At 63.7% G+C, this 19,434-nt stretch carries 18 protein-coding genes and 2 tRNA genes; 5 read left to right on the top strand and 15 right to left on the bottom strand.

The window, feature by feature from the left end; all coding sequences use genetic code 11:
- Window position 1: 1 nt before the first annotated feature.
- The 10 genes from ACWHYV_RS09460 to rph all read right to left on the bottom strand — a co-directional run bounded on the left by ACWHYV_RS09460 (window position 2) and on the right by rph (window position 7,883).
- The gene (locus ACWHYV_RS09460; protein ID WP_447980388.1) at window positions 2–1,030 is read right to left on the bottom strand and encodes a polysaccharide deacetylase family protein; all 1,029 of its coding nucleotides are present in this window, start codon (window positions 1,028–1,030) and stop codon (window positions 2–4) included.
- On the bottom strand, window positions 1,027–1,749 hold the full coding sequence (locus ACWHYV_RS09455) for a class I SAM-dependent methyltransferase (protein WP_447980387.1): 723 nt from the start codon (window positions 1,747–1,749) through the stop codon (window positions 1,027–1,029). The genes ACWHYV_RS09460 and ACWHYV_RS09455 overlap by 4 nt, the downstream gene beginning before the upstream one ends.
- Window positions 1,746–2,741, bottom strand: coding sequence for a glycosyltransferase family A protein (locus ACWHYV_RS09450; protein WP_447980386.1), 996 nt, complete (start codon window positions 2,739–2,741; stop codon window positions 1,746–1,748). The genes ACWHYV_RS09455 and ACWHYV_RS09450 overlap by 4 nt, the downstream gene beginning before the upstream one ends.
- Before the next feature lie 194 nt (window positions 2,742–2,935).
- Complete coding sequence (locus tag ACWHYV_RS09445; protein ID WP_447980385.1) at window positions 2,936–3,844, bottom strand: glycosyltransferase; 909 nt, start codon at window positions 3,842–3,844, stop codon at window positions 2,936–2,938.
- Window positions 3,845–4,092: 248 nt separating this feature from the next.
- Window positions 4,093–4,169 (bottom strand) — tRNA-Arg (locus ACWHYV_RS09440).
- 536 nt (window positions 4,170–4,705) lie between these two features.
- Window positions 4,706–5,551: a class I SAM-dependent methyltransferase gene (locus ACWHYV_RS09435; RefSeq protein ID WP_447980384.1), complete on the bottom strand. Its 846-nt coding sequence runs from the start codon at window positions 5,549–5,551 to the stop codon at window positions 4,706–4,708.
- A gap of 189 nt (window positions 5,552–5,740) precedes the next feature.
- Window positions 5,741–5,863, bottom strand: a complete 123-nt coding sequence (locus ACWHYV_RS09430; RefSeq protein ID WP_447980383.1) for a hypothetical protein — start codon at window positions 5,861–5,863, stop codon at window positions 5,741–5,743.
- Between the two features lie 546 nt (window positions 5,864–6,409).
- Window positions 6,410–6,486, bottom strand: a tRNA-Pro gene (locus ACWHYV_RS09425).
- The gene (locus tag ACWHYV_RS09420; RefSeq protein WP_447980382.1) at window positions 6,477–7,121 is read right to left on the bottom strand and encodes an XTP/dITP diphosphatase; all 645 of its coding nucleotides are present in this window, start codon (window positions 7,119–7,121) and stop codon (window positions 6,477–6,479) included. Before ACWHYV_RS09420 ends, ACWHYV_RS09425 begins: the two co-directional genes overlap by 10 nt.
- 36 nt (window positions 7,122–7,157) lie before the next feature.
- Complete coding sequence (gene rph / locus ACWHYV_RS09415; RefSeq protein ID WP_447980709.1) at window positions 7,158–7,883, bottom strand: ribonuclease PH; 726 nt, start codon at window positions 7,881–7,883, stop codon at window positions 7,158–7,160.
- Between the two features lie 540 nt (window positions 7,884–8,423).
- On the opposite strand from rph, the gene ACWHYV_RS09410 reads away from it, so the two are divergent.
- Together ACWHYV_RS09410 and ACWHYV_RS09405 are read left to right on the top strand one after the other, a co-directional pair.
- Window positions 8,424–9,494 carry an HD domain-containing phosphohydrolase gene (locus ACWHYV_RS09410; protein WP_447980381.1) on the top strand — a complete coding sequence of 357 codons (1,071 nt, stop codon included), beginning with the start codon at window positions 8,424–8,426 and terminating at the stop codon, window positions 9,492–9,494.
- 177 nt (window positions 9,495–9,671) lie between these two features.
- The gene (locus tag ACWHYV_RS09405) at window positions 9,672–10,157 is read left to right on the top strand and encodes a hypothetical protein (RefSeq protein ID WP_447980380.1); all 486 of its coding nucleotides are present in this window, start codon (window positions 9,672–9,674) and stop codon (window positions 10,155–10,157) included.
- A gap of 15 nt (window positions 10,158–10,172) precedes the next feature.
- On the opposite strand, the gene metH is transcribed toward ACWHYV_RS09405, so the two are convergent.
- A complete protein-coding gene (metH, locus tag ACWHYV_RS09400) occupies window positions 10,173–13,928 on the bottom strand; it encodes a methionine synthase (RefSeq protein ID WP_447980379.1) in 3,756 nt (1,251 codons plus the stop codon).
- Window positions 13,929–14,059: 131 nt separating this feature from the next.
- On the opposite strand from metH, the gene ACWHYV_RS09395 reads away from it, so the two are divergent.
- Window positions 14,060–14,833, top strand: a complete 774-nt coding sequence (locus tag ACWHYV_RS09395) for a hypothetical protein (protein ID WP_447980378.1) — start codon at window positions 14,060–14,062, stop codon at window positions 14,831–14,833.
- A gap of 48 nt (window positions 14,834–14,881) precedes the next feature.
- Here ACWHYV_RS09395 and ACWHYV_RS09390 read toward each other — a convergent pair whose 3' ends face one another.
- On the bottom strand, window positions 14,882–15,253 hold the full coding sequence (locus ACWHYV_RS09390; RefSeq protein WP_447980377.1) for a hypothetical protein: 372 nt from the start codon (window positions 15,251–15,253) through the stop codon (window positions 14,882–14,884).
- 116 nt (window positions 15,254–15,369) lie between these two features.
- Here ACWHYV_RS09390 and ACWHYV_RS09385 point away from each other — a divergent pair, with 116 nt between their 5' ends.
- Window positions 15,370–15,873, top strand: a complete 504-nt coding sequence (locus ACWHYV_RS09385; protein ID WP_447980376.1) for a hypothetical protein — start codon at window positions 15,370–15,372, stop codon at window positions 15,871–15,873.
- 60 nt (window positions 15,874–15,933) lie between these two features.
- Here ACWHYV_RS09385 and ACWHYV_RS09380 read toward each other — a convergent pair whose 3' ends face one another.
- Together ACWHYV_RS09380 and ACWHYV_RS09375 are read right to left on the bottom strand one after the other, a co-directional pair.
- Window positions 15,934–16,191 (bottom strand): putative signal transducing protein, encoded by a 258-nt coding sequence (locus tag ACWHYV_RS09380; protein WP_447980375.1) that lies wholly within the window; start codon window positions 16,189–16,191, stop codon window positions 15,934–15,936.
- A 12-nt stretch (window positions 16,192–16,203) separates the two neighbouring features.
- The gene (locus ACWHYV_RS09375; RefSeq protein WP_447980374.1) at window positions 16,204–16,650 is read right to left on the bottom strand and encodes a DUF1499 domain-containing protein; all 447 of its coding nucleotides are present in this window, start codon (window positions 16,648–16,650) and stop codon (window positions 16,204–16,206) included.
- A gap of 126 nt (window positions 16,651–16,776) precedes the next feature.
- Between ACWHYV_RS09375 and ACWHYV_RS09370 the strand changes: the two genes are divergently transcribed.
- Window positions 16,777–19,077, top strand: coding sequence for a PAS domain-containing sensor histidine kinase (locus ACWHYV_RS09370; RefSeq protein WP_447980373.1), 2,301 nt, complete (start codon window positions 16,777–16,779; stop codon window positions 19,075–19,077).
- Between the two features lie 60 nt (window positions 19,078–19,137).
- Here ACWHYV_RS09370 and ACWHYV_RS09365 read toward each other — a convergent pair whose 3' ends face one another.
- The gene (locus ACWHYV_RS09365; RefSeq protein WP_447980372.1) at window positions 19,138–19,422 is read right to left on the bottom strand and encodes a hypothetical protein; all 285 of its coding nucleotides are present in this window, start codon (window positions 19,420–19,422) and stop codon (window positions 19,138–19,140) included.
- Window positions 19,423–19,434: the final 12 nt, after the last annotated feature.

The following is a 19,434-nucleotide window of genomic DNA, read 5'->3' as shown; positions in this document are numbered from 1 at the left end:
TTCAGCCGTTCAGCCAGGCGGAGAGCCGCCGCTCGAACTCCTCGCCGTCCCAGTCTTGCACGTGCATCCGCGGAAGCCGGAGCGGATCCGAGGCCTCGGTGATCCGCCCGGGCACGTTGACGCAGGCATGGCGTACACCCGATTCGCGAAGCACCGCCAAGGTCTCCTCGTTGAAATCGGCGGGCTTCCCATAGGGGTACGCAAACGCGGTGACCGGGCGGCCGAGAACCTCCTCGAGGAATCGTCGGCTGCCCCGGACTTCCTCTTGCTGCTCGAAACGCGACAGGCGGGACAGCACGGGATGACTGACGGTGTGCGCCCCTATCTCGATCAATCCGTCTTCGGCGAGCATCAGCATTTCGTCCGAGGTCAACGCCCGATGAGACGGGCGCACGAGCGGTTCCACGCCGGCCCACTCGTACAGTCCCTGCAAGACTCGGATCCGCTCTCCCTCGGCGAGCGGCTGGAGCAACTCCCAGATCGCCCGGTACACGGCATGCCGCGCCGTCGGCGTGGACTCCCACGCGCGCCAACCGCGATGACCGGCCGCCTCGCTCGCCTCGTACCGGCTCGCTCCATCGAGTCGCCATTCGTACCGGCGGCCATCGATGACGAGCGCAAGGCGGCCGGGCAACGTGCCCGGGGTGAGCAAGACCCGTTCGAGATCGTCCCACCAGAACTCCCGCTGCCGACCATAGGACCCCGTCGTGACGAACACGGTGGCCGGCACGTCGTACCGCTCCAGGATCGGACGGCCGTGGAGGAGGTTGTCGGCATACCCGTCGTCGAAGGTGACGGCCACGCGGCGCGGCGGGCGCCCGGTCGGGCTCGTCATGTCGTTCAGACGGCACGGCGCAGCGAGGCGACGCAGCACCTCCAGGTGCTCGGAAAAATGCCCGGGAGAGACCGCCAGCCCCCAAGGGTCGGACGGCACGTCGGCCACGCGATGATAGACGAGGACGATACGGCAGGCGGCGCCGCGTCCCGCCTGCCGCAGCCGCTTCCACAGCGTGGCACAGGCGCCGATCATGCCGGCTTCACCGCCTTCGCCGTGATGAGGACCTCATAATCCGGGTCCCGATAGTCCAATTCGGCCGGGGTCAACTCTTCCGTCGCAAGCCCCTGGAGGAAGGCAATGGCCGCCAGCACGTTCCCCTGCGCCTCGATCTCCACCGCATTCGCCGGGAACACCTCGGTAAACAGGCGCCGGCTCGACCGGGTCGTAAAACTCCAGTACCAATGTTCCGCCCATTCGTAGTGATCGATCTGGCTGATTCCCGGGAACGTGGCCAGCAACGTGCCGCCCGGCTTCAGGATCCGGTGCAGCGTCCTCAATGCGGCCGGGACGTCATAGATGAGATGCAGCGTCTGGGTCAGCACGATGCAGTCGAAGAGGTCCGAGGCAATGTGGTCGGCGCGACTCAAATCCGCGACGATCGTCGCTCCCTGTCCCTCGTGCAGGTGCAGAACGTCCCTCGCGGTCACACGGCCCCCGCCGAACCGCCTCGTATAGCTATCGTCGCCCACCTCGAGCACCCGGCCGCGGATCGCTTGCGCCTGCTCGGCCAAGAAGCGCTCGACGTAGTAGCGGTCGACGGGGAGTCCGCGGTCGTACCCAAACACCCGGCTGATCGGCGTCACCCGCCTCAGGTCCCCAAAGCGGACCTGATGCAGTGGAGGGCGCCCACCCGAGGCGGGAGACGAAAACCCCAGCCACCGCTGCACCCGGTGGGCGACCCGGCCGCTCATCGGCTTCTCCTTTCGACGCCGCCGCTCGGTGCCGCCGCACGGGCCGCGGGATGCCCCGGCCGAGAGCCGGAATAGAGGCGGGCCAACTTGTGCTTGAGGAGCATCGGCAGACTGCTCGGATACCAGCGGAGCAAGACCCGGAGGGACTGTGCCGCCCGCTGCCACTGCCCCGCACGGACGAGCGTCGCCAGTTGCCAGGCCGCCCGCTCGCCATAGTCGGCCCGCATCCGGCGGACCCCGTCCCGATATGCCTCCAGGTACGCCGGCCGGTTTTTGATGTGCGCACGTTGGCGCCGGAGCACGGACATCGTCGTCTCGAGCATCAGATCGGGACGGCCGCTCATCTGCTGGGCGTACTGGCGGTACTCGGCGACCAACTGATGATGACAGTGCATCGGATATCGGCTGACCAAGCGCAGGTAGAGGTCGTAGTCCTCGGAAGCCCGCAGCTCCGGCGAAAACCCGCCCGCCGCGAGGAGCGCTTTACGCTTGAACATCACCGAATGGATGGCACCGATGAAGTTGAACCGCAGGAACGTGGCGTAGTGATCGGGCGTAGGCTCGCAGTAATGGTATGAGCGGCGGCCCGTCTCCGCCCCGAAGTAGCGGAAGCTGCCGCAGACGAAGGCCGCATCCGGGTGCCGGCGAAACGCCGACAGGCTGGCTTCGAAGTGTCCGGGCAGGAGGCGGTCATCGGCGTCGAGGAAGACGACGTACTCTCCCCGGCTGTGCCGAAGCCCCGTATTGCGGGCACCCGGCAAACCCTGGTTCTCCTGGCGGACATACTCCACATCGGCGTAGCGGGCCGCGACGTCCGCAGTCTCGTCGCTGGAGCCGTCGTCGACGACGATGACCTGGCGGTTGGCATAGGTCTGGCTCAAAACGCTCTCGATGGCTTCGGGCAAGTACCGGGCATGGTTGAAGCAGGGAATGACCGTGGTCACCAGACCCGGTCTCGCGGCAGCCAGAGGCTTCAGCACAGTAGCTGACATTGGAGCTCCATCAGCGGGCGTTCCTCGGACGACCGGCCCTTCCGCGGCCTGTTCGCCCGGCGCGAAAGGGACAGCGGCCTTACCGCTGCATCTTCTAAAGGCTCCTTCTTACCCCCGCAAGTCAGCGCGCAGGAGCCGGCGGGCAGGTACCATTCCTACGTCGACCTCTCCTACGTCGATCTCGCAGTTGACCGTCAACCGGCCGCCGGGATCGAACCCGGCCGCTGCACCGCTCGTCGAATCTTCCGCCCGACGTGAGCCACCATCCCGGTCGGATAATCGCGTACGAGCACCCGCAGGCACGCAAACGCCTCGTGCCACCGGCGGAGCCGCAGGGCATCGGTCGTCTGCCACAGTAAAGGCTCTCCGTACCGCTGCTGGACATGCCGGATGCCCGCGCGATGGGCCTCTCGGTACTGTGGGTTGGCCCTCACGTACGGCGATTGCATCCGGAGAACCTGCATGGACGCGGTCAGCATGACGTGCCAGCGTCGCGACATCTGCCCCTCGTGCTGCCGGTATTCCGCGACGACCCGGTGATGGCACACCATGGGATAATGGGCGGCGATCCGCAGGAACAAATCGTAATCCTCGGCGCTCCGCAGTTGGCGGCGGAAGCCGCCGACCGCAGCCACGATGTCGCGCCTCACGGCGGCAACCGCGGGACAGGGAATGATATTGCCACGCAGGAGCGTGCCGTACGTATCCGGTCTCGGAGCACAGTCATGCGTGTGGCCGGCCGTGCTTCCCAAGAGTCGGTAATCGCCGAAGACGGCTGCCGCTTCCGGCGCCCGCCGGATCGTCTCCATGCTGATGGACAGATGGTGGGGATCGAGACGATCGTCGGCGTCCAGGAACACCACGTAGCGGCCGCGAACGACTTCAAGGCCGCGGTTTCGTGCCGCCGAAAGCCCCTGATTCGGCTGATACACGTACCGCAGGTCGGGATATCGTCGGATGATGTCCGCCGAGCCGTCGCTCGACCCGTCGTCCACGACGACCAGTTCATACCGCGGATAGCTCTGCGCAAGGACGCTCTCGATCGCCTCGGACACGAAGCGCGCCTGGTTGAAGCACGGAATGATGATGCTGACGAGGTCCATCACGGCGCCGTAGGGCTCGTCGTAGGCTAGTGCACGGCACAGGAAATCACTAGTCTCGACCGGGGAAGGGCGGAGGCGGGTTGTCTCCTACACGGTTCTCACGTCGCCGGAAACGACGTCCGTAGAGCGCTTCTTCGACCGACCGGCGTCGCTCTCGGCGGATGAAGTTGGGGGTAGGAGCGGCAGTGCGGAGGCGATCTGGAATTGGCCGGGACGCTTCCCTGACCGTGGCTTGCCAGCTTGAGAGCTGGCGCGCCCGGCAGGAATCGAACCTGCGACCCTCGGCTTAGAAGGCCGATGCTCTATCCGACTGAGCTACGGGCGCACGCCTGGAGTTTCGCACACTTGAGAGGGATGAGACAACCGCGGAAGGACTGACTGTGCGCGCAACTGTGCCCGCGACCAATTTTCGGGTCGCCTCTTGGAGGTCCGCATCGTTCACGATGTTGTAGCGGTCAAACACCGACACCCCTTGTGCCCAGTCACCTTCATCGTCACCCGCTCCGGTACACCGCGGCGGGTGAGATTCCTGACCCGGTTCGGCGGAAGTCGTGCTGCAGCGTGGCGATCGTCACCACAACCTGAAGGTCAGGACGTAGGTATCGACGGACTCGTTCGAAATCTTCATGCTCGAAAAACCCTGACCGCGGCTCAGTGCCAATTCTTGCCGCCCAACACTTATTTCCGGTGCACGAGAACCGCTGGGCCGAATCGGGGAGCTGTTTCATCACATCGGAAACCTGGGACGGATGCGTTGACCTTGAGCTCGTCGATCCCGCACCCGTGCCAAACTTTCTTGGCCAACGGGCACGCGGTCGACGTGTTGCGGCGAGGCGGCTACGTCAAGTAGGCGCGGGGGGCCTAGGTGGTTATGGCTTGGGAGGGCCTACGTTGTTGGGTGTTCCAGTCCCCTTTCAAGCCAGTGTAAAGAGTCGCTAAGGGCTTAGCACAGTCTTTGTGATCAAAGGCTCGATTCTTCCACTTAACGTTGGGGCGAGCCAATGTAGAATCTTTTCTCACGAAGACTGTAAAGCAATCGAGAAGGATTTTCGTTCCCCAGGTTACGGTCTCCTGACTGATGCATTGAAGTCCGACCTCCTCACAATATCGCTCAACGAGGTCAGCGCTGGTATTCCAGGATCGCCATGATAAGGGACCAATAAGGCCGCCCTGCCCGTACAGCATCCGCTGCAGAACCTTCGGAAGTTTATTTGTTAACAATAGCAGACGAATGTACTGCCCGAGGTTCGAGTGATGGAGAAAGCCAACACCATTTGGCATTAACTTTTGGCTGAGTTGTCGTAGATAGCTATGAATCACGTCAGCGTCGGCATGAACCAGTGAATCGTAACTGAAGGCAAAGTCGATCGTCTCGTCCGGGACCATGTCTAGGGATTTACCGTCATTAACGTAGAACCTTAAGTGCCGAGCTGCGGCAAAGCGGTTTCGACAATAGTCAATGCAGGTTTCTGCAAGGTCAACCGCGATCAACTGCTCGCAGTGGTTTTTGAGGAACTCTGTCCAACGGCCGCGCCCTGGAGCGATTTCCAAGATAGTCGTTGCAGGAAGGAAGGAATGGATACGTGGATAGATCGAGAAGAACCATTGGGCTTCAGCATTCCCCCAGCCGGCAGACCATTCCTCCCCCTGCTGAGACCATGGCCAGATCCTGTTCCAAATTTCTTGATTGAATTCAACACTGGGCATGGAAACTCCTTTGCTCTCTTTCTGGAACTATCGGGGAAATCGTGAAGGTAAGCGAGGCTACCCAAGGTTGGTCGTAAGATAAATCAGCTAGATCCCTACAAAGAGTACCTGTTCCCTGAGGCGACTCTCAAACCCCATTCGGGTGTCTCTGAGAGCGGTTTGCGAGAAAGGTAGAGCGTGGCCGGCGCTCTAGCGGGAGGTCTCAGCCGCGCCGACGGTCAATGGCCAGGGACGTCCAGAATCAATATCGGGATGACGTGGTTCGGGGACAGGGCCATAGCCATCTCGGATATCGTCGATTGTTGTAAGCACTCAGCTGCTAACTGGGCTTCGGCCGCGTTCCCGTTCGTCACCATCGAGAACAATGCCTTCCGCAGCTCTGGAATGGGAACACCGACTAGCTGCTTAACACATGCCGAATAGTCAGATGGATGCTCTCCAACTGCAACCGACATTAACGACACCGTCGTTCCCTTGACTTGCAGCGAAGGTAGGCGCCCGTAGTCAGGATTCGAACAGACCCCTCCGGCACGCTTTGCAAGCCTGTCCTGAGTACGTTTGGAAAACTCGTCCCTCATCACCGCGCTACTGAACACTGCATTAATGTGCTCCCGATTGTGCCCGAGAGCATCCAAAACGGCCCATCTTCTATCCCCGCCACCCAAAATGGCAAGAAAAACCCCTCGGAACCATTGGTGATTCCGAAGGGTTCCAGTGGCCTGTCAGACTTAGCAGGCCGATGCTCTATCCGACTGAGCTACGGGCGCGGAGAGGAGAAGGCATCCATACGAAGCGAGAACGTGAGGTATTCTCCGAGCGCCCCAATCAACAGGCGCTCGGTTCACGCCAAGCGAGGGATGGTCGGGGCGAGAGGATTTGAACCTCCGACATCCTGCTCCCAAAGCAGGCGCGCTACCGGGCTGCGCTACGCCCCGACGTTTTCGACCGGTGACTGTAACTTACGGAGCCGCGCCTTCGCTTTCGCAAACGCGCGCGCGCGGTGACTCATACGGTTTTTCTCTTCCGGAGTCAACTCGGCCAACGTCTTGCCCAGGTCAGGCACCACGAACACGGGGTCATATCCGAAGCCCCGCGCCCCGGCCGGGGATTCCGCAATGGCCCCTTCGAGCTCGCCGGTGACGGTCTCGACCGCGCCGGATGGGTCTGCAATGGCTACCACCGTGATGAATCGAGCCGTCCGCTTGCCTGACGGCACACCGCGCAGCTCCTGCAGCAGCTTACGACAATTGTCCTCGTACGTCGCCTCATCCCCGGCGTATCGCGCCGCGTACACCCCGGGGCGGCCGCCGAGCGCATCGACTTCCAACCCGGTGTCGTCCGCCACCGCCGGCAGCCCCGTGTAGCGAGCGATGGCTTGCGCCTTTTTGACGGCGTTCGCTTCACACGTCTCGCCGTCCTCGACTACGTCCGGAGCATCGGGAAACTCATCGAGGGTCTTGATGCGGATGCCGACATCGCTGAGCAAGGCCGCGATCTCGGCCCGTTTGTGCACGTTCCGAGTGGCTACGACGAGGTCCTTCACGGCGCCGTCACTCCGTAGATCGCGCATGGCGGGCTCGATGAAGCGCCGCCAGCATGCCCGCCATCATTCCAAGTTTCCGATCAGATCCTTTTGCAGCGCCACCAGGCTCTGGATCGCGTTCCAGCCGAGGCCGATGAATTCGTCCAGGTCCTTCTTGTCGAAGGAAGCGAGCTCCGCAGTCCCCTGGACCTCGACGAACCGCCCGCGCCCGGTCATGACCAGGTTCATGTCGACTTCGGCCAACGAGTCCTCGGCATACGCGAGATCGACCATCACATCGCCGCCGACCTTGCCCACACTGATCGCGGCAAGGTAATCCGTCAGCGGCCGTTTCTTGATCAGATGCTTCTTCTTCAACGCCGCGAAAGCATCGGCCAAGGCGACGAACGACCCCGTGATCGAGGCGGTGCGCGTCCCGCCGTCGGCCTGGATGACGTCGCAGTCGATCCAGATCGTTCGCTCTCCCATCTCCGCCATATCGGTCACCGCCCGGAGCGCCCGCCCTACCAATCGCTGGATCTCCAGCGTGCGCCCGCCCTGTTTGCCTTTGACGGCTTCACGCGGCGTCCGCTCGTGGGTCGCCCGGGGCAGCATCGAGTACTCGGCGGTGACCCATCCTTTCCCTTTGTCCTTGAGGAACGGCGGGACCTTTTCCTCCACCGAGGCCGTGCAGATGACTTTGGTGCCGCCCATTTCGATCAGCACCGACCCTTCGGCGTATTTGATGAAGTCCCGTGTGATCTTCACGGGCCGGACTTCATCGTTGCGGCGGCCGTCTCCGCGTCGCAGCTTCACGGCGAGGCTCATCGGATTTCCCCTCAGAATCAAGACGATGGATTATAAGGTAGGGTCCATCAAAGATCAAATGACGAGGTGTCCATGATCAAGGCTCTCGCCGGGTATCGCGATGGCCGGCCCGGTGCCCGCGTTTCAGACGAACGAACAGGAGACCGATGATCAGCAAGACGACCCCGGCCACAAACACGGCTTCATGCGGGAAGAGATAGGGCATGGCACAGGATAGGGAGTCTTCTGCTGCGGTGCAACGCCTCCAGAAAGTGCGTCGAGATGACCACGGTCGGACAAATTTGTACGGCAGGTTGTATTCATCGGCAAGACGGGTCGCACTCCCGCTCGCCCTGCTCGGACGCCGCTCCCTTGCATCGCGGGGTTCTGCGAATCGATCTCAATGAGATGGGGACGGCTCATCAGGTACAGAATCTGCACACCTCAGGACGGTCGAACTCGCTGCTCGGTTGAGTTGACAGATGCAGGAAAATCACCGATCCTTACGGCACTCCCGACATCCCCTTAGAAATACTAGGAATAATGGAAAACATCCTCATCGTCGATGACGAGATCGCGATTCAGCGGATGCTGAGTCGGCTTCTCGAACAGTACGGCTATTGCTGCACCTTTGCGTCCAATGCCAAGGAAGCCCGTGAACGACTGCAGGACAAGGAATTCTCGCTCGTCTTGTGCGACGTCAACATGCCCGGCGAGTCGGGCCTGGACCTGGTGCGGTTCATTCTTGCACAGTACCCCCTGACCGCGGTGGTCATGGTGACGGGGCTCGACAACCCGCAACTTGCCAGCGTCGCCCTCGAGCTCGGCGCCTACGGCTACATCTTGAAGCCGTTCGAATCGAACGAGATCGTAATCAACGTCGCCAACGCCCTGCGGCGCCGCCGCCTCGAGATCGAAAATCGGGCGCACCGCGAGCGGCTGGAGCTCACGGTCCTGGAGCGCACCTCGGCGCTCCGCCACGCCATCGAGAGCCTCGAGCGCGCGGAGAAGGAGCTCCGGCTCTCCCGCGAGGAAACCATCCAGCGATTGGCGATCGCCGCCGAATACCGAGACGGGGCGACGGCCCAACACATCCAACGGATGAGCCACTACTGCGCCCTCTTGGCACGTCGCCACGGCCTCGATCCGCAGCATTGCGAGTTGATCAGGATCGCGAGCCCCATGCATGACATCGGCAAGATCGGGACACCGGATCACATTCTCTTGAAACCCGGGAAGTTCACGCCGGAAGAGTTCAAGGCGATCGCCCTGCACCCGGAGATCGGGTATCGCATCCTTTCCGGGTCGGGGGCCGAGCTGCTCAACCTCGCGGCCACGATCGCATGGACCCACCACGAGAAGTTCGACGGCAGCGGCTATCCTCGTGGGTTGAAGGGCTCGGATATCCCCCTCGAGGGACGGATTGCGGCGATTGCCGATACCTTCGACGCGCTGACCAGCAAACGGGTCTACAAGCCTGCGTACCCCGTCGAGCAAGCGATCGACATCCTCCACAAACGCCGTGCGAAAGACTTCGACCCGGAGCTCCTCGACACCTTCCTCGAAGGCATGGACGAAGTCCTGATGGTCCGCAGTCAGTACGCCGACCTGTAGCCGTCCTCCTTACTCCGAGGCGGAACATTGACAAGACCCGGGCCGCACGCTACAGTAAGCGCCGCACGCCGGGACTCCTCAGGGTTTCCTGCCAGGTAATCCGGTTTCCAGCACTCCAGCATCGGTAGCTCTGTTACACTCATGCGGGCCCGGCCCGCCACACAGTGGAGGAATGTGATGAACGCGTCTGCCGTCAGCCGAAATTGGATGGCCTACATCACCGAGGCCCTCGTCACGACCGGTGTTATGCCCAGTTGGGAGGCCGCCGATTACTTCACGGCGAACCTGTTCGGTGAGGCGCCCAACCATCGCTTGCATGAAGCCAAGGCGCCGTATGAGGCGATTTCCCAGTTCTTGAACCGCGTCTACAACCCCATCGTGGAAGCCGCGAGCCGCGCGGTCGCCCTCCCCCCGGCGTCCATGCTCCACGTCTTCACCGACATCAGCCTGATCGGAAACTCCGCCGTGCTGGTCGTCTACTTTCCCGGGCACAACCGCCCGCACCACCTCCTGCTGCTCGACGGGGTCAAGGCATGGGAACTCGTATTCCCGGATGCCGACGGGTTCAACGCATGGGCCGAGGAGCGTTATCGGTGGGTGGTCGAGGCGCTCGAGAGCGCGATTGCTCGGTCGCAGGTGGAAAGCCTGCAGGCAACCGCCTAGACTGGTCCTAGCGCTTCATGGTTTGATGCGAGAGGCCGCAGGAGCACCTGCTTCGGCGGCCGCCCCGCTTCCTCCCCGCTGTTCCTCTTCCGGATCGTAGTTCAAGTTCGGCGACAGCCAGCGCTCCACGGTGCGCAGGTCCATCTCCTTCCGCAGGTGATAGTCGTGGACCTGATCGCGGCCGATTTTCCCCACCGCGAAATAGCGCGACTCGGGATGCGCGAAGTACCAGCCGCTGACCGAACTGGCCGGCAGCATGGCGTACGTCTCAGTCAAGCTGATCCCGGCCGCCTTCTCGGCATCGAGCAGATCGAACAGGAACCGCTTTTCCGTGTGGTCGGGGCAGGCGGGATAGCCGGGCGCGGGGCGGATGCCGCGGTACCGCTCACGGATGAGGTCCTCATGGGTCAACGCTTCGCCCTCCCCATAGCCCCAATCGAGGCGCGCCTGCTTGTGCAGAAACTCCGCGAACGCTTCCGCCAGACGGTCGGCCAGCGCCTTGGCCATGATGGAGTTGTAATCGTCATGGTCCTGATCGAAACGCCGGCAGAGCGCATCGAGGCCGAGGCCCGCCGTCACCGCGAACGCGCCAAGATAGTCGCGGAAGCCTGAAGCCTTGGGTGCGACGAAATCCGCAAGCGCCAGATTGTACTGCCCGTCGGGCTTCTCCCCCTGCTGGCGCAGCGTATGGACGACCCCGAGCACCCGCGTCCGGCTCTCGTCGGTATAGAGCTCAATGTCGTCGCCGATGCTGTTCGCCGGGAAGAAGCCGTAGACGCCCTTGGCGCTCAAGAGGCGGCCCTCGACGATCTCCTCGAGCAGCCTCCGTGCATCGTCGAACAGCTCGCGCGCCCGACCGCCCACCGCCGGATCCTCCAGGATGGCGGGATAGCGGCCGCGAAGCTCCCACGTATGAAAAAACGGCGTCCAGTCGATGAACGGGACGAGCTGTTCGAGCGGCACGCGATCGAGGACGCGGACCCCGGTGAACGCCGGCTTCGCCAGGTCCTCGGCCCGCCACCGGACCGGCAGCCGGCGGGCGCGGGCCTCTTCGATCGTCAGGAGGCGCTTCGGCCCTCGATCGGCGTGCGCTTCTCGAATCCGCTCCTGCTCGAGTCGGTTGCGCTCGGCGAACGCCGCGCTCTGCTCGTTGCTGAGCAGGCTCCCCATCACGCCGACCGCCCGGGAGGCGTCGAGCACGTGCACGACCGGCTTGCGGTACGCCGGCGCGATCTTCACCGCCGTGTGGGCCTTGCTCGTCGTCGCGCCGCCGATCAACAACGGCACCTCGAAGCCCTCGCGCGCCATCTCACGGGCGACGTGGACCATCTCGTCCAGGGACGGCGTGATGAGCCCGCTCAACCCGATCACATCGACCTTCTGCTCCCGGGCCGTCGCCAGGATCTTCTCGCACGGCACCATCACGCCCAGATCGAGCACCTCGTAGTTGTTGCACCCGAGCACGACCCCGACGATGTTCTTGCCGATGTCGTGCACGTCGCCCTTCACGGTCGCCAGCAGCACCCTTCCCTGCGGTCGATGGTCGCCGGACGCCCGCTTCTCGGCTTCCATGAACGGCAGCAGGTAGGCCACCGCCTTCTTCATGACCCGTGCGCTCTTGACGACCTGCGGCAGGAACATCTTGCCGGACCCGAACAGCTCCCCCACGACGTCCATCCCGGCCATCAGCGGCCCTTCGATCACCTCGAGCGGCTTGGCATACTTGCGCCGCGCCTCCTCGACGTCGGCCTCGATGTAGTCCACGATGCCCTTGACCAGGGCGTGCGACAGCCGGGCCTCGACCGGCATCGCGCGCCACTCGTCTTCCTGTTCCCCGCCTTTCGCCTTCTGCTTGACCGTCTCCGCGAAGGTCACCAGGCGCTCGGTCGCGTCCGGCCGTCGATTCAACAGGACGTCCTCGACCAGCTCCAGGAGGTCCTTGGGGATCTCCTCGTAGACGGCCAACTGCCCCGCGTTCACGATGCCCATGTCGAGGCCGGCCTTGATGGCATGGTAGAGGAAGGCGGCGTGCATCGCTTCCCGCACGACATTGTTGCCGCGGAAGGAGAACGAGATATTGCTGATGCCGCCGCTGACCTTGCACAGCGGGAGATTCGCCTTGATCCAGCGCGTCGCCTCGATGAAGTTGACCGCGTAGGCGTTGTGCTCCTCGATCCCGGTCGCGACGGTGAGGATGTTTGGGTCGAAGATGATGTCCTGTGGCGGGAAGCCGACGGTCTCGGTCAGGATCCGATAGGCGCGCCGGCAGATCTCGATCTTGCGCTCGAGCGTGTCGGCCTGCCCCTGCTCGTCGAAGGCCATGACGACAACGGCGGCGCCGTAGCGGCGGATCAGCCGGGCGTGCGCCGTGAAGGCGGCCTCGCCCTCCTTGAGGCTGATCGAGTTGACGACGCCCTTGCCCTGCAGGCATTTCAAGCCGGCCTCGATCACCGACCACTTCGAGCTGTCGACCATCACCGGGACACGGGCGATGTCCGGCTCCGAGGCGATGAGGTTGAGAAAGGTCACCATGGCCTTTTCGGAGTCCAGCATGCCTTCGTCCATGTTCACGTCGATCATCTGCGCTCCGCCGTCCACCTGCTGCCTGGCGATCGCCAAGGCTCCGTCGTAGTCGCCGCTCAAGATCAGTTTGGCGAACTTCGGCGAGCCGGTGACGTTGGTCCGCTCGCCGATGTTGACGAAATTCGTCTCGGGACGGATCGTGAGCGCTTCAAGGCCGCTCAAGCGCGTATAGGGCTCGGGGGTGGCGGGCGTCCGAGGCCGCACGCCGCGCACGGCGTCCGCGATCAGCTTGATGTGGGCGGGGGTGGTTCCGCAGCAGCCGCCTACGATGTTCAGCCAGCCGGACTCCGCGAACTCCCGCAGGTCGCCCGCCATGATCTCCGGCGTCTCGTCGAAGCCGCCGAAGGCATTCGGCAGCCCCGCGTTCGGGTAGCAGCTCACCGCGATCGGCACGAGCCCGGACAGCTCCTCGATGTGGGGGCGCATCTCCTTGGCGCCCAACGCGCAGTTGATGCCGACGCTCAACAAGGGCATGTGGGAGATCGAATTCCAGTACGCCTCCACCGTCTGCCCCGACAGCGTCCGGTTGTTGCCGCGCTGTGTGATGGTGAACGAGACCATCACCGGCAGGCGCCGGCCGATCCTCTCGAAGTAGGCATCGATCGCGAAGAGCGCCGCCTTGGAGTTCAACGAGTCGAAGACGGTCTCGACGAGCAGGACGTCGACGCCGCCGTCGATCAAGCCTCGGACCTGCTCCGTGTATGCCTCGACGAGCTGGTCGTAGGTGACCGCGCGATAGGCGGGATTGTTCACGTCGGGTGAGATGGACGCCGTCCGATTCGTCGGCCCGACTGCGCCGGCGACGAAGCGGGGTCGCGCGGCGTCCCGGGCCATGGCCGCGTCCGCCGCCTGTCGCGCGACCCGGGCGCCCGCGTAGTTCAGGGCGTAGACCTGGTCCTCCAACCCATAATCCGCCATGGAAATGGAGGTGGAGTTGAACGTGTTGGTTTCGATGATGTCGGCGCCGGCGTCGAGAAACTGCCGGTGGATCTCCTCGATGAGATCCGGACGCGTGATCGACAAGAGGTCGTTACAGCCCTTGAGGTCGCGCGGGTGATCGGCGAACTGCCGACCGCGGTAGCCCGCCTCGTCGAGCCGGTAGCCCTGGATCATCGTTCCCATCGCGCCGTCGATGATGACGATCCGTTCCTGCAGCAACTCTTCCAGCCGCCCTACCGAGTTCTCCATGCGCACCTTCCCGTGATGCTCGGTCTCAGCCCTGCGCCACTATACTGGCATTGATGGGAGCAGGCAAGGCGCGTGCCCCGTCTTGACTTTCTTCGGACCCCGTCGATACGATGGCGCCACAGGGGTCATTCGTGACGTCACGTGCATTCTCCCCGGCCGTCCCCCTCGCGGTCCTGCTCTTCCTCGTCAGTCTCTCGTCTTCCGCCTTGGGCGGCGCGTTTTTCGAGGACGGTTACCTCGGGTTGACGCAAACGGAGTTGCGCGAGAAGCTCGGACCGCCGCACGCGGTCCGTGACCGCAAATCCGCCCTGCGGGTCTTCAAGTACTACTCCTTTGCCGACTGGGAAAACTATTTCAAAAAGCTGATCGCCCCGCAAAACGGGGAGGATGTGTACACGTACAAACGTAACGGGGTGGACGTCCGTTACTCGTTCAGCTACATGATGGATCCCGACGACACCTCCGATTCGCCGACGCTGTACGTCAGTCTCGTCGACATCGAGTTCACCCCTCCGGTTCCGATCGAACGGATCCCGAGCCTTGTTCCGGAGTTCCGGCCGCCGCAGGCCCCGCAGGCGCCGGCCTTCCGCTCGAATATCTGGCTGCTCGTGTTCTCCGGCCCGCCGTCCCCGGAAGCGCGGGCCATCGTCCGGGAACGGACGAAAGAATCGCTCGACTGGACGCTCGCCTTCCAGATGTTCTCACTCCAGGGGCTGCCGGAGTACTTGACGCTGCAGACGCCCATCGACCGCATGGAAGTAAGCGCGCAGAGCCTCCAACTCGTCCGCGAACGACAACGGTTGACGCACGAACCCATCATGAACCCCTTCTCGAAAGAATTCGCACTCCGCCCGCCGCCCCCGCCCAAGACGAAGAAGATACCCGTCCCCCAGTACGCGGACTAGCCGGCCTGACGACGTCGTTCAGCCCGAAGCCGCACGGCCGCCGAGAAGCTACGGCCGATGCTCGAAGTCTTCGCTCCGGGCATCCCGGGGATCGGCGAGCAACAGATATGGCTCGCCCCATTGATTCGGACTCGCGAGGTCCCAGTCCTCCTCGAGCGTCACCGGCTTCAGCCGAATGCCCCAGATGCCGCCGAACACCAGATACGCGATCCCTGCCCCGGAGTCCTCCACCGGTTGGAGCGAGGCTCCGGACATCGGCTGCTCCGGATCATCCGTCCAACCGGTCACCCAACACCACTCCCCTTCCGGGACCCGGTCATAGCTCTTCACCTGGAAGACGGGCCGCTGGCAGCCCGCCTCCTTGAATCTGGCGAACACCGCCTGCTCGCAGTTCGGATTGGGTTCAACCTCGACCACCATGTTCGACCAATGCCCTCCTGCGCCTACATGGGTGATTCAGTCCGGCTCGCCGCCGGGTCAATGGCTAGGGACCCTTGACTCCCAAATCGGCCGGTTGTTAGACTCACCCCCTTCTCATGGGTACGCAAGCCTCCACACACGGTCCTTCCCTGTCGTCCCAGGCCTTGGCCTCCGAGGGCGATCGGGCAAGTGAAGCCCCCACCCCCCCGAGCAAACCGTTCCTCTGTCGGCGGCCCGTTCGCCTTACGATTTATGCGTTCTTTGCGCTGCTTCTGATCGCCATGGTGTCCTGGCGCTACGTCCCGATCCTGCTGGATCCGACTTTCGAGAAGCACATCGCCGAGAAGCGCGTCGTGGTCGGGATGACCCGGCAGCAAGTGCTGCAAGCATGGGGCTCGCCGTATTCGATGAACGTGTCCTATACCAAGGACGGCTTGCGACGCGAGGAGTGGATCTACGAAGATTGGGAAAGCGCGTCGGACGTCCGGCACCGGTACCTTTATTTCGAGGAGAACATTTTGGTAGGCGGCTGGTACTACTCCAACGATCCCAGCCCGAAGGCCGTGGCGCCTCCGAAATTCCATCAGACCGACCCGTTGAAGGACCTCGGCGGCTCCTGACGAGTCCGACCTTCCGACCGACCCACCCGCGCCGTGCCCGATTTCCGGGCTACCGACTGCTCACAGGTCATCCGACGCACGCAGCCGGCGCACCTGCCCAAACGGCCCCCGTTGCTCGCGTCTCAGCTCGCTCATCAACGTGCTCGCGCGATCCAAATCGTCCTCCCCGACCATGACGGTGCCCGCCACGGCGGGCACGCCCGGATAGAGACTCCCGACGTGCTCATCGCGCACGAAATAGCGGATGCCGTTCGCGTCCAAGAGGCTCTTGATGAAGATGAGCTCACCTTGATTCTGCGGCTCAATCAGGACGACCATGTTCCCTCGTGTTCAGTGTAACGCCTCGACCGTCAGCTGCCGATCGAGCTCGCTGAAGAAGCTGCGGATGTTCCGCGCATTCTGCCCGAAGTCCCCCTTCCCGACCCGGGATGCCGACCGGACGTGTACCGTCACCCCATCGGGGCGCTCTTCCAGTCGGACGTGCACGTCGTCGACGAAGCGCAACACCCTCGTGACGGCTTCAGCCCGAATCTCACCGCGTCCCTCGTCGTAGTCGATCAAGGTCCATCGCGGCAATCGGCTGACCGCGTGCAGCGCCGCATCGAAGACGGCCGCCTTGTCGCCGGGATAGACCCGGGGCACGATGTCCGGATATTGCGGGGTGCGCCCGGTTTCCACCACGTTGATCATGGGCCACATCAGCATCGAGAGTCCGATTCCGAGCGCGACGGCGACGGAGCCCCAGATCACGCCCCCGTGCAGTGAGCCGATCGACATCCGCTTGCTCCCCCGCCGCGCCCGCCTGGCGCGCCTCCTCCGTCTGACTTCATCCGAACGCCTGACCGACAGCACGCAGCCTTACCGGAGGCGATAATCATACCGGCCCGCTGCGGGATCCACGACATGCACGATCGCCCGTTCATTCTGTATACGCTCGCGTCGCTGCTCATCGGCATCTTCATCGTCGATGTCCTGACGCCCGGCGTGACGATCTGGGTGCTCTACCTCATCCCGATCTGGCTCGCCATCTATCTGCCGCGGCGCCGCTTCTCGCCGGTGTTCCTCATCGCCGGAATCGTGACCGCCCTCTTGGCGCTCGGGCAGGTGTACACACCCGCCGGGTGGACCGCGGTCGTCAATCGCCTGATCGGCATCCCGGTCTTGTGGGGCACCGCGGTGCTCTTGGTGCGCGCGCTCCGGAGCACCGATGCCCTCAAGAAGAGCGAAGCGCGGTTCCGGCGCACGTTCGAGTGTAACATGGTCCCGATGGGTGTTTGGACCCGCGACGGAAGGATTACCGACGCCAACGATGCGCTTCTCGACCTTGTGGGCTTTAGCCGCAAGGACGTGGAGGCGGACCGCTTGCGCTGGCGGGACATCACGCCCGGCGAATATCGCGAGCTCGACGACGAGGCGCTGCACGAGATCACCGCCCGTGGTTCCTGCCGCCCCTACGAGAAGGAATACGCGACCAAAGACGGCCGCCGGATCCCGGTGTACATCGGCGGGGCGACCTTCGCCGATCGGCTCGATTCAGGAGTGTTTTTCGCGATCGACCTTTCCGAGCGGAAGCAGGCCGAGGGGGCCCTGCGTACGAGCGAACAGCGGTATCGCACGATCGTCCAGACGGCCAACGAGGGCATCTGGCTCGTAGACGCCGAGGGGAGGACGGCCTACGTCAACGACCGGATGGCGGTGATGCTCGGCATGACGGCCGCCGGCATGAAGGGACGAAGCGTCTTCGAGTTCGTCCTGCCCGACGACCTTCCGGTCGCCCGGCAGCACCTCAGCAAGAACATCCAGGAAGGGGTCTCGGAACAATTCGACTTCCGATTCCGCCGGAGCGACGGCGGCGAGATCCTGGTGCTGGGCTGTACCAGCCCGATGTGGAACGAGCGCGGCGACGTGACCGGCGCGCTCGGCATGTTCACGGACGTCACGGACCGGCAACGTGCGGAAGACGCGTTACGGGCGAGCGAGATGCGGCTTCGCTACGCCTTGGATGCCGCCGGCATGGTGGCGTGGGAGTGGCAGGCGGACACCGACCGGCTGGTGCAGTCGACGAACGCCGATCGGGTCCTGGGATTGCCGGCCGGCGTGACGGTCCAAACGGGCTCGCAGTTCTTTGCGCTGATCCATCCCGACGACCGGGACCGGGTGGTGGCGCAGCTGAGGACGGTCCTCGCGGGCGGAGGCGACTACCAGACGGAGTTCAGGATCGCCGCGCCCGACGGATCGATACGGTGGGTGGCCGACCAAGGGCGCGTGGCGGAAGAACCCGGAGCGACGGGGCTCCGCATGACGGGCGTCCTGAAGGACGTCACCGAGCGCAAGCGGGCCGAGGACGAAATCCTCCATCTGCTCAAGCAATCGGAGCAGCGCGAGCAGGCCTTGCGCGACAAGCAGGCCCAGCTCGTGCAGTCCGCCAAGCTGGCGTCGCTCGGACAGCTCACCACCGGGATCGCCCATGAAATCAACAACCCGCTCAACAACATCAGTCTGTTTCTCGGCAATCTCCTCGATCAGTTCGCCCGAGGGCCGGTCGACCCGTCCAGCGCGTGCCGGAGCATCGAGAAGGCGCTTCAGCAGGTGAACAAGGCCGCCGCTATCGTGGGCCACCTGCGCACGTTCGGCCGCAGCGCCCCGATGTCGCGACAGCACTTCTCGGTGCACGAGTGCCTCTTGTCGGCGCTCGGCCTGCTGTCGGAGCAGTTCCGCTTGCGCGACATCGAGCTGATCGTCGACCTGTGGCCTCGCGACCCGATCGTCTTCGGGAACCGCATCCAGCTCGAGCAGGTGTTTCTGAACCTCTTGACCAACGCACGCGATGCGCTCGACGGCGCTCCCCGACGCACCCTGCGCATCACCAGCCGCATCTGCTCCGACGGGGTCGAGATCGCCTTTCAAGACACCGGCATCGGGATCCCCGCGGATCACCTGCCGCGCATCTTCGATCCGTTCTTCACGACGAAAGCGGTGGGGAGAGGGACGGGAATCGGCCTGTCGATCAGCCACAGCATCATCGAGGAGCACCAAGGACTGATCCTGGTCGAGAGCAGGCCTCATGAGGGTGCCACGTTCTTGATTCAACTGCCGCTCGCCGACCCGGGCGGTCGGCCGCAAGAATTCGACACTGGCCGTCGGGGGGACGCGGCGCCCCCTCGCCACAACGGCTCACTCGAGACGCACGGGCTCCTGCGTTGATTTTTGTGTGCACCGCGCCTAGACTGCACCGGTTCGCACGCGCGAAGCCGACAGCGGCGGTTACGGGGTCTCGACGATCTGGACGCGGCGTTCCCGTCCCGGCCCGCCGGATATCGTGAGCACCCGCTTCCACTCGCGGATCTGATAGATCGCCCACGCATTCGGCCGCCCCTTGTAGTAGGCCTCCGGGTCTTCACCGGAGGCATTGAGGTAGATCGGCTCGGTAAAGCCTTCGTCGAGCACGTAGTCGAGCAGGCAGTCGGTGGTGAAGCCTTTGCCGCGCAGCGAGACGTCGGCCAAGACGTTCAAGATGTCGTCGGGCTGCTGAATGGTGATGGAATCCATGACGAGACCCGC

Source organism: Candidatus Nitrospira bockiana (assembly GCF_965152565.1).
This window is presented reverse-complemented; position numbering and strand designations above follow the sequence as displayed.

What these genes read in the sequence shown, in the direction of transcription:
- ACWHYV_RS09410 (WP_447980381.1), top strand. Translation starts at nt 8,424, where the DNA reads ATGGAAAACATCCTCATCGTCGATGACGAGATCGCGATTCAGCGGATG.
- ACWHYV_RS09455 (WP_447980387.1), bottom strand. Translation starts at nt 1,749, where the DNA reads ATGAGCGGCCGGGTCGCCCACCGGGTGCAGCGGTGGCTGGGGTTTTCG.
- ACWHYV_RS09375 (WP_447980374.1), bottom strand. Translation starts at nt 16,650, where the DNA reads ATGTCGATCGGCTCACTGCACGGGGGCGTGATCTGGGGCTCCGTCGCC.
- ACWHYV_RS09370 (WP_447980373.1), top strand. Translation starts at nt 16,777, where the DNA reads ATGCACGATCGCCCGTTCATTCTGTATACGCTCGCGTCGCTGCTCATC.
- ACWHYV_RS09390 (WP_447980377.1), bottom strand. Translation starts at nt 15,253, where the DNA reads ATGGTGGTCGAGGTTGAACCCAATCCGAACTGCGAGCAGGCGGTGTTC.
- ACWHYV_RS09450 (WP_447980386.1), bottom strand. Translation starts at nt 2,741, where the DNA reads ATGTCAGCTACTGTGCTGAAGCCTCTGGCTGCCGCGAGACCGGGTCTG.
- ACWHYV_RS09460 (WP_447980388.1), bottom strand. Translation starts at nt 1,030, where the DNA reads ATGATCGGCGCCTGTGCCACGCTGTGGAAGCGGCTGCGGCAGGCGGGA.
- ACWHYV_RS09420 (WP_447980382.1), bottom strand. Translation starts at nt 7,121, where the DNA reads ATGCGCGATCTACGGAGTGACGGCGCCGTGAAGGACCTCGTCGTAGCC.
- metH (WP_447980379.1), bottom strand. Translation starts at nt 13,928, where the DNA reads ATGGAGAACTCGGTAGGGCGGCTGGAAGAGTTGCTGCAGGAACGGATC.
- ACWHYV_RS09385 (WP_447980376.1), top strand. Translation starts at nt 15,370, where the DNA reads ATGGGTACGCAAGCCTCCACACACGGTCCTTCCCTGTCGTCCCAGGCC.
- ACWHYV_RS09365 (WP_447980372.1), bottom strand. Translation starts at nt 19,422, where the DNA reads ATGGATTCCATCACCATTCAGCAGCCCGACGACATCTTGAACGTCTTG.
- ACWHYV_RS09435 (WP_447980384.1), bottom strand. Translation starts at nt 5,551, where the DNA reads ATGCCCAGTGTTGAATTCAATCAAGAAATTTGGAACAGGATCTGGCCA.
- ACWHYV_RS09380 (WP_447980375.1), bottom strand. Translation starts at nt 16,191, where the DNA reads ATGGTCGTCCTGATTGAGCCGCAGAATCAAGGTGAGCTCATCTTCATC.
- ACWHYV_RS09405 (WP_447980380.1), top strand. Translation starts at nt 9,672, where the DNA reads ATGAACGCGTCTGCCGTCAGCCGAAATTGGATGGCCTACATCACCGAG.
- ACWHYV_RS09445 (WP_447980385.1), bottom strand. Translation starts at nt 3,844, where the DNA reads ATGGACCTCGTCAGCATCATCATTCCGTGCTTCAACCAGGCGCGCTTC.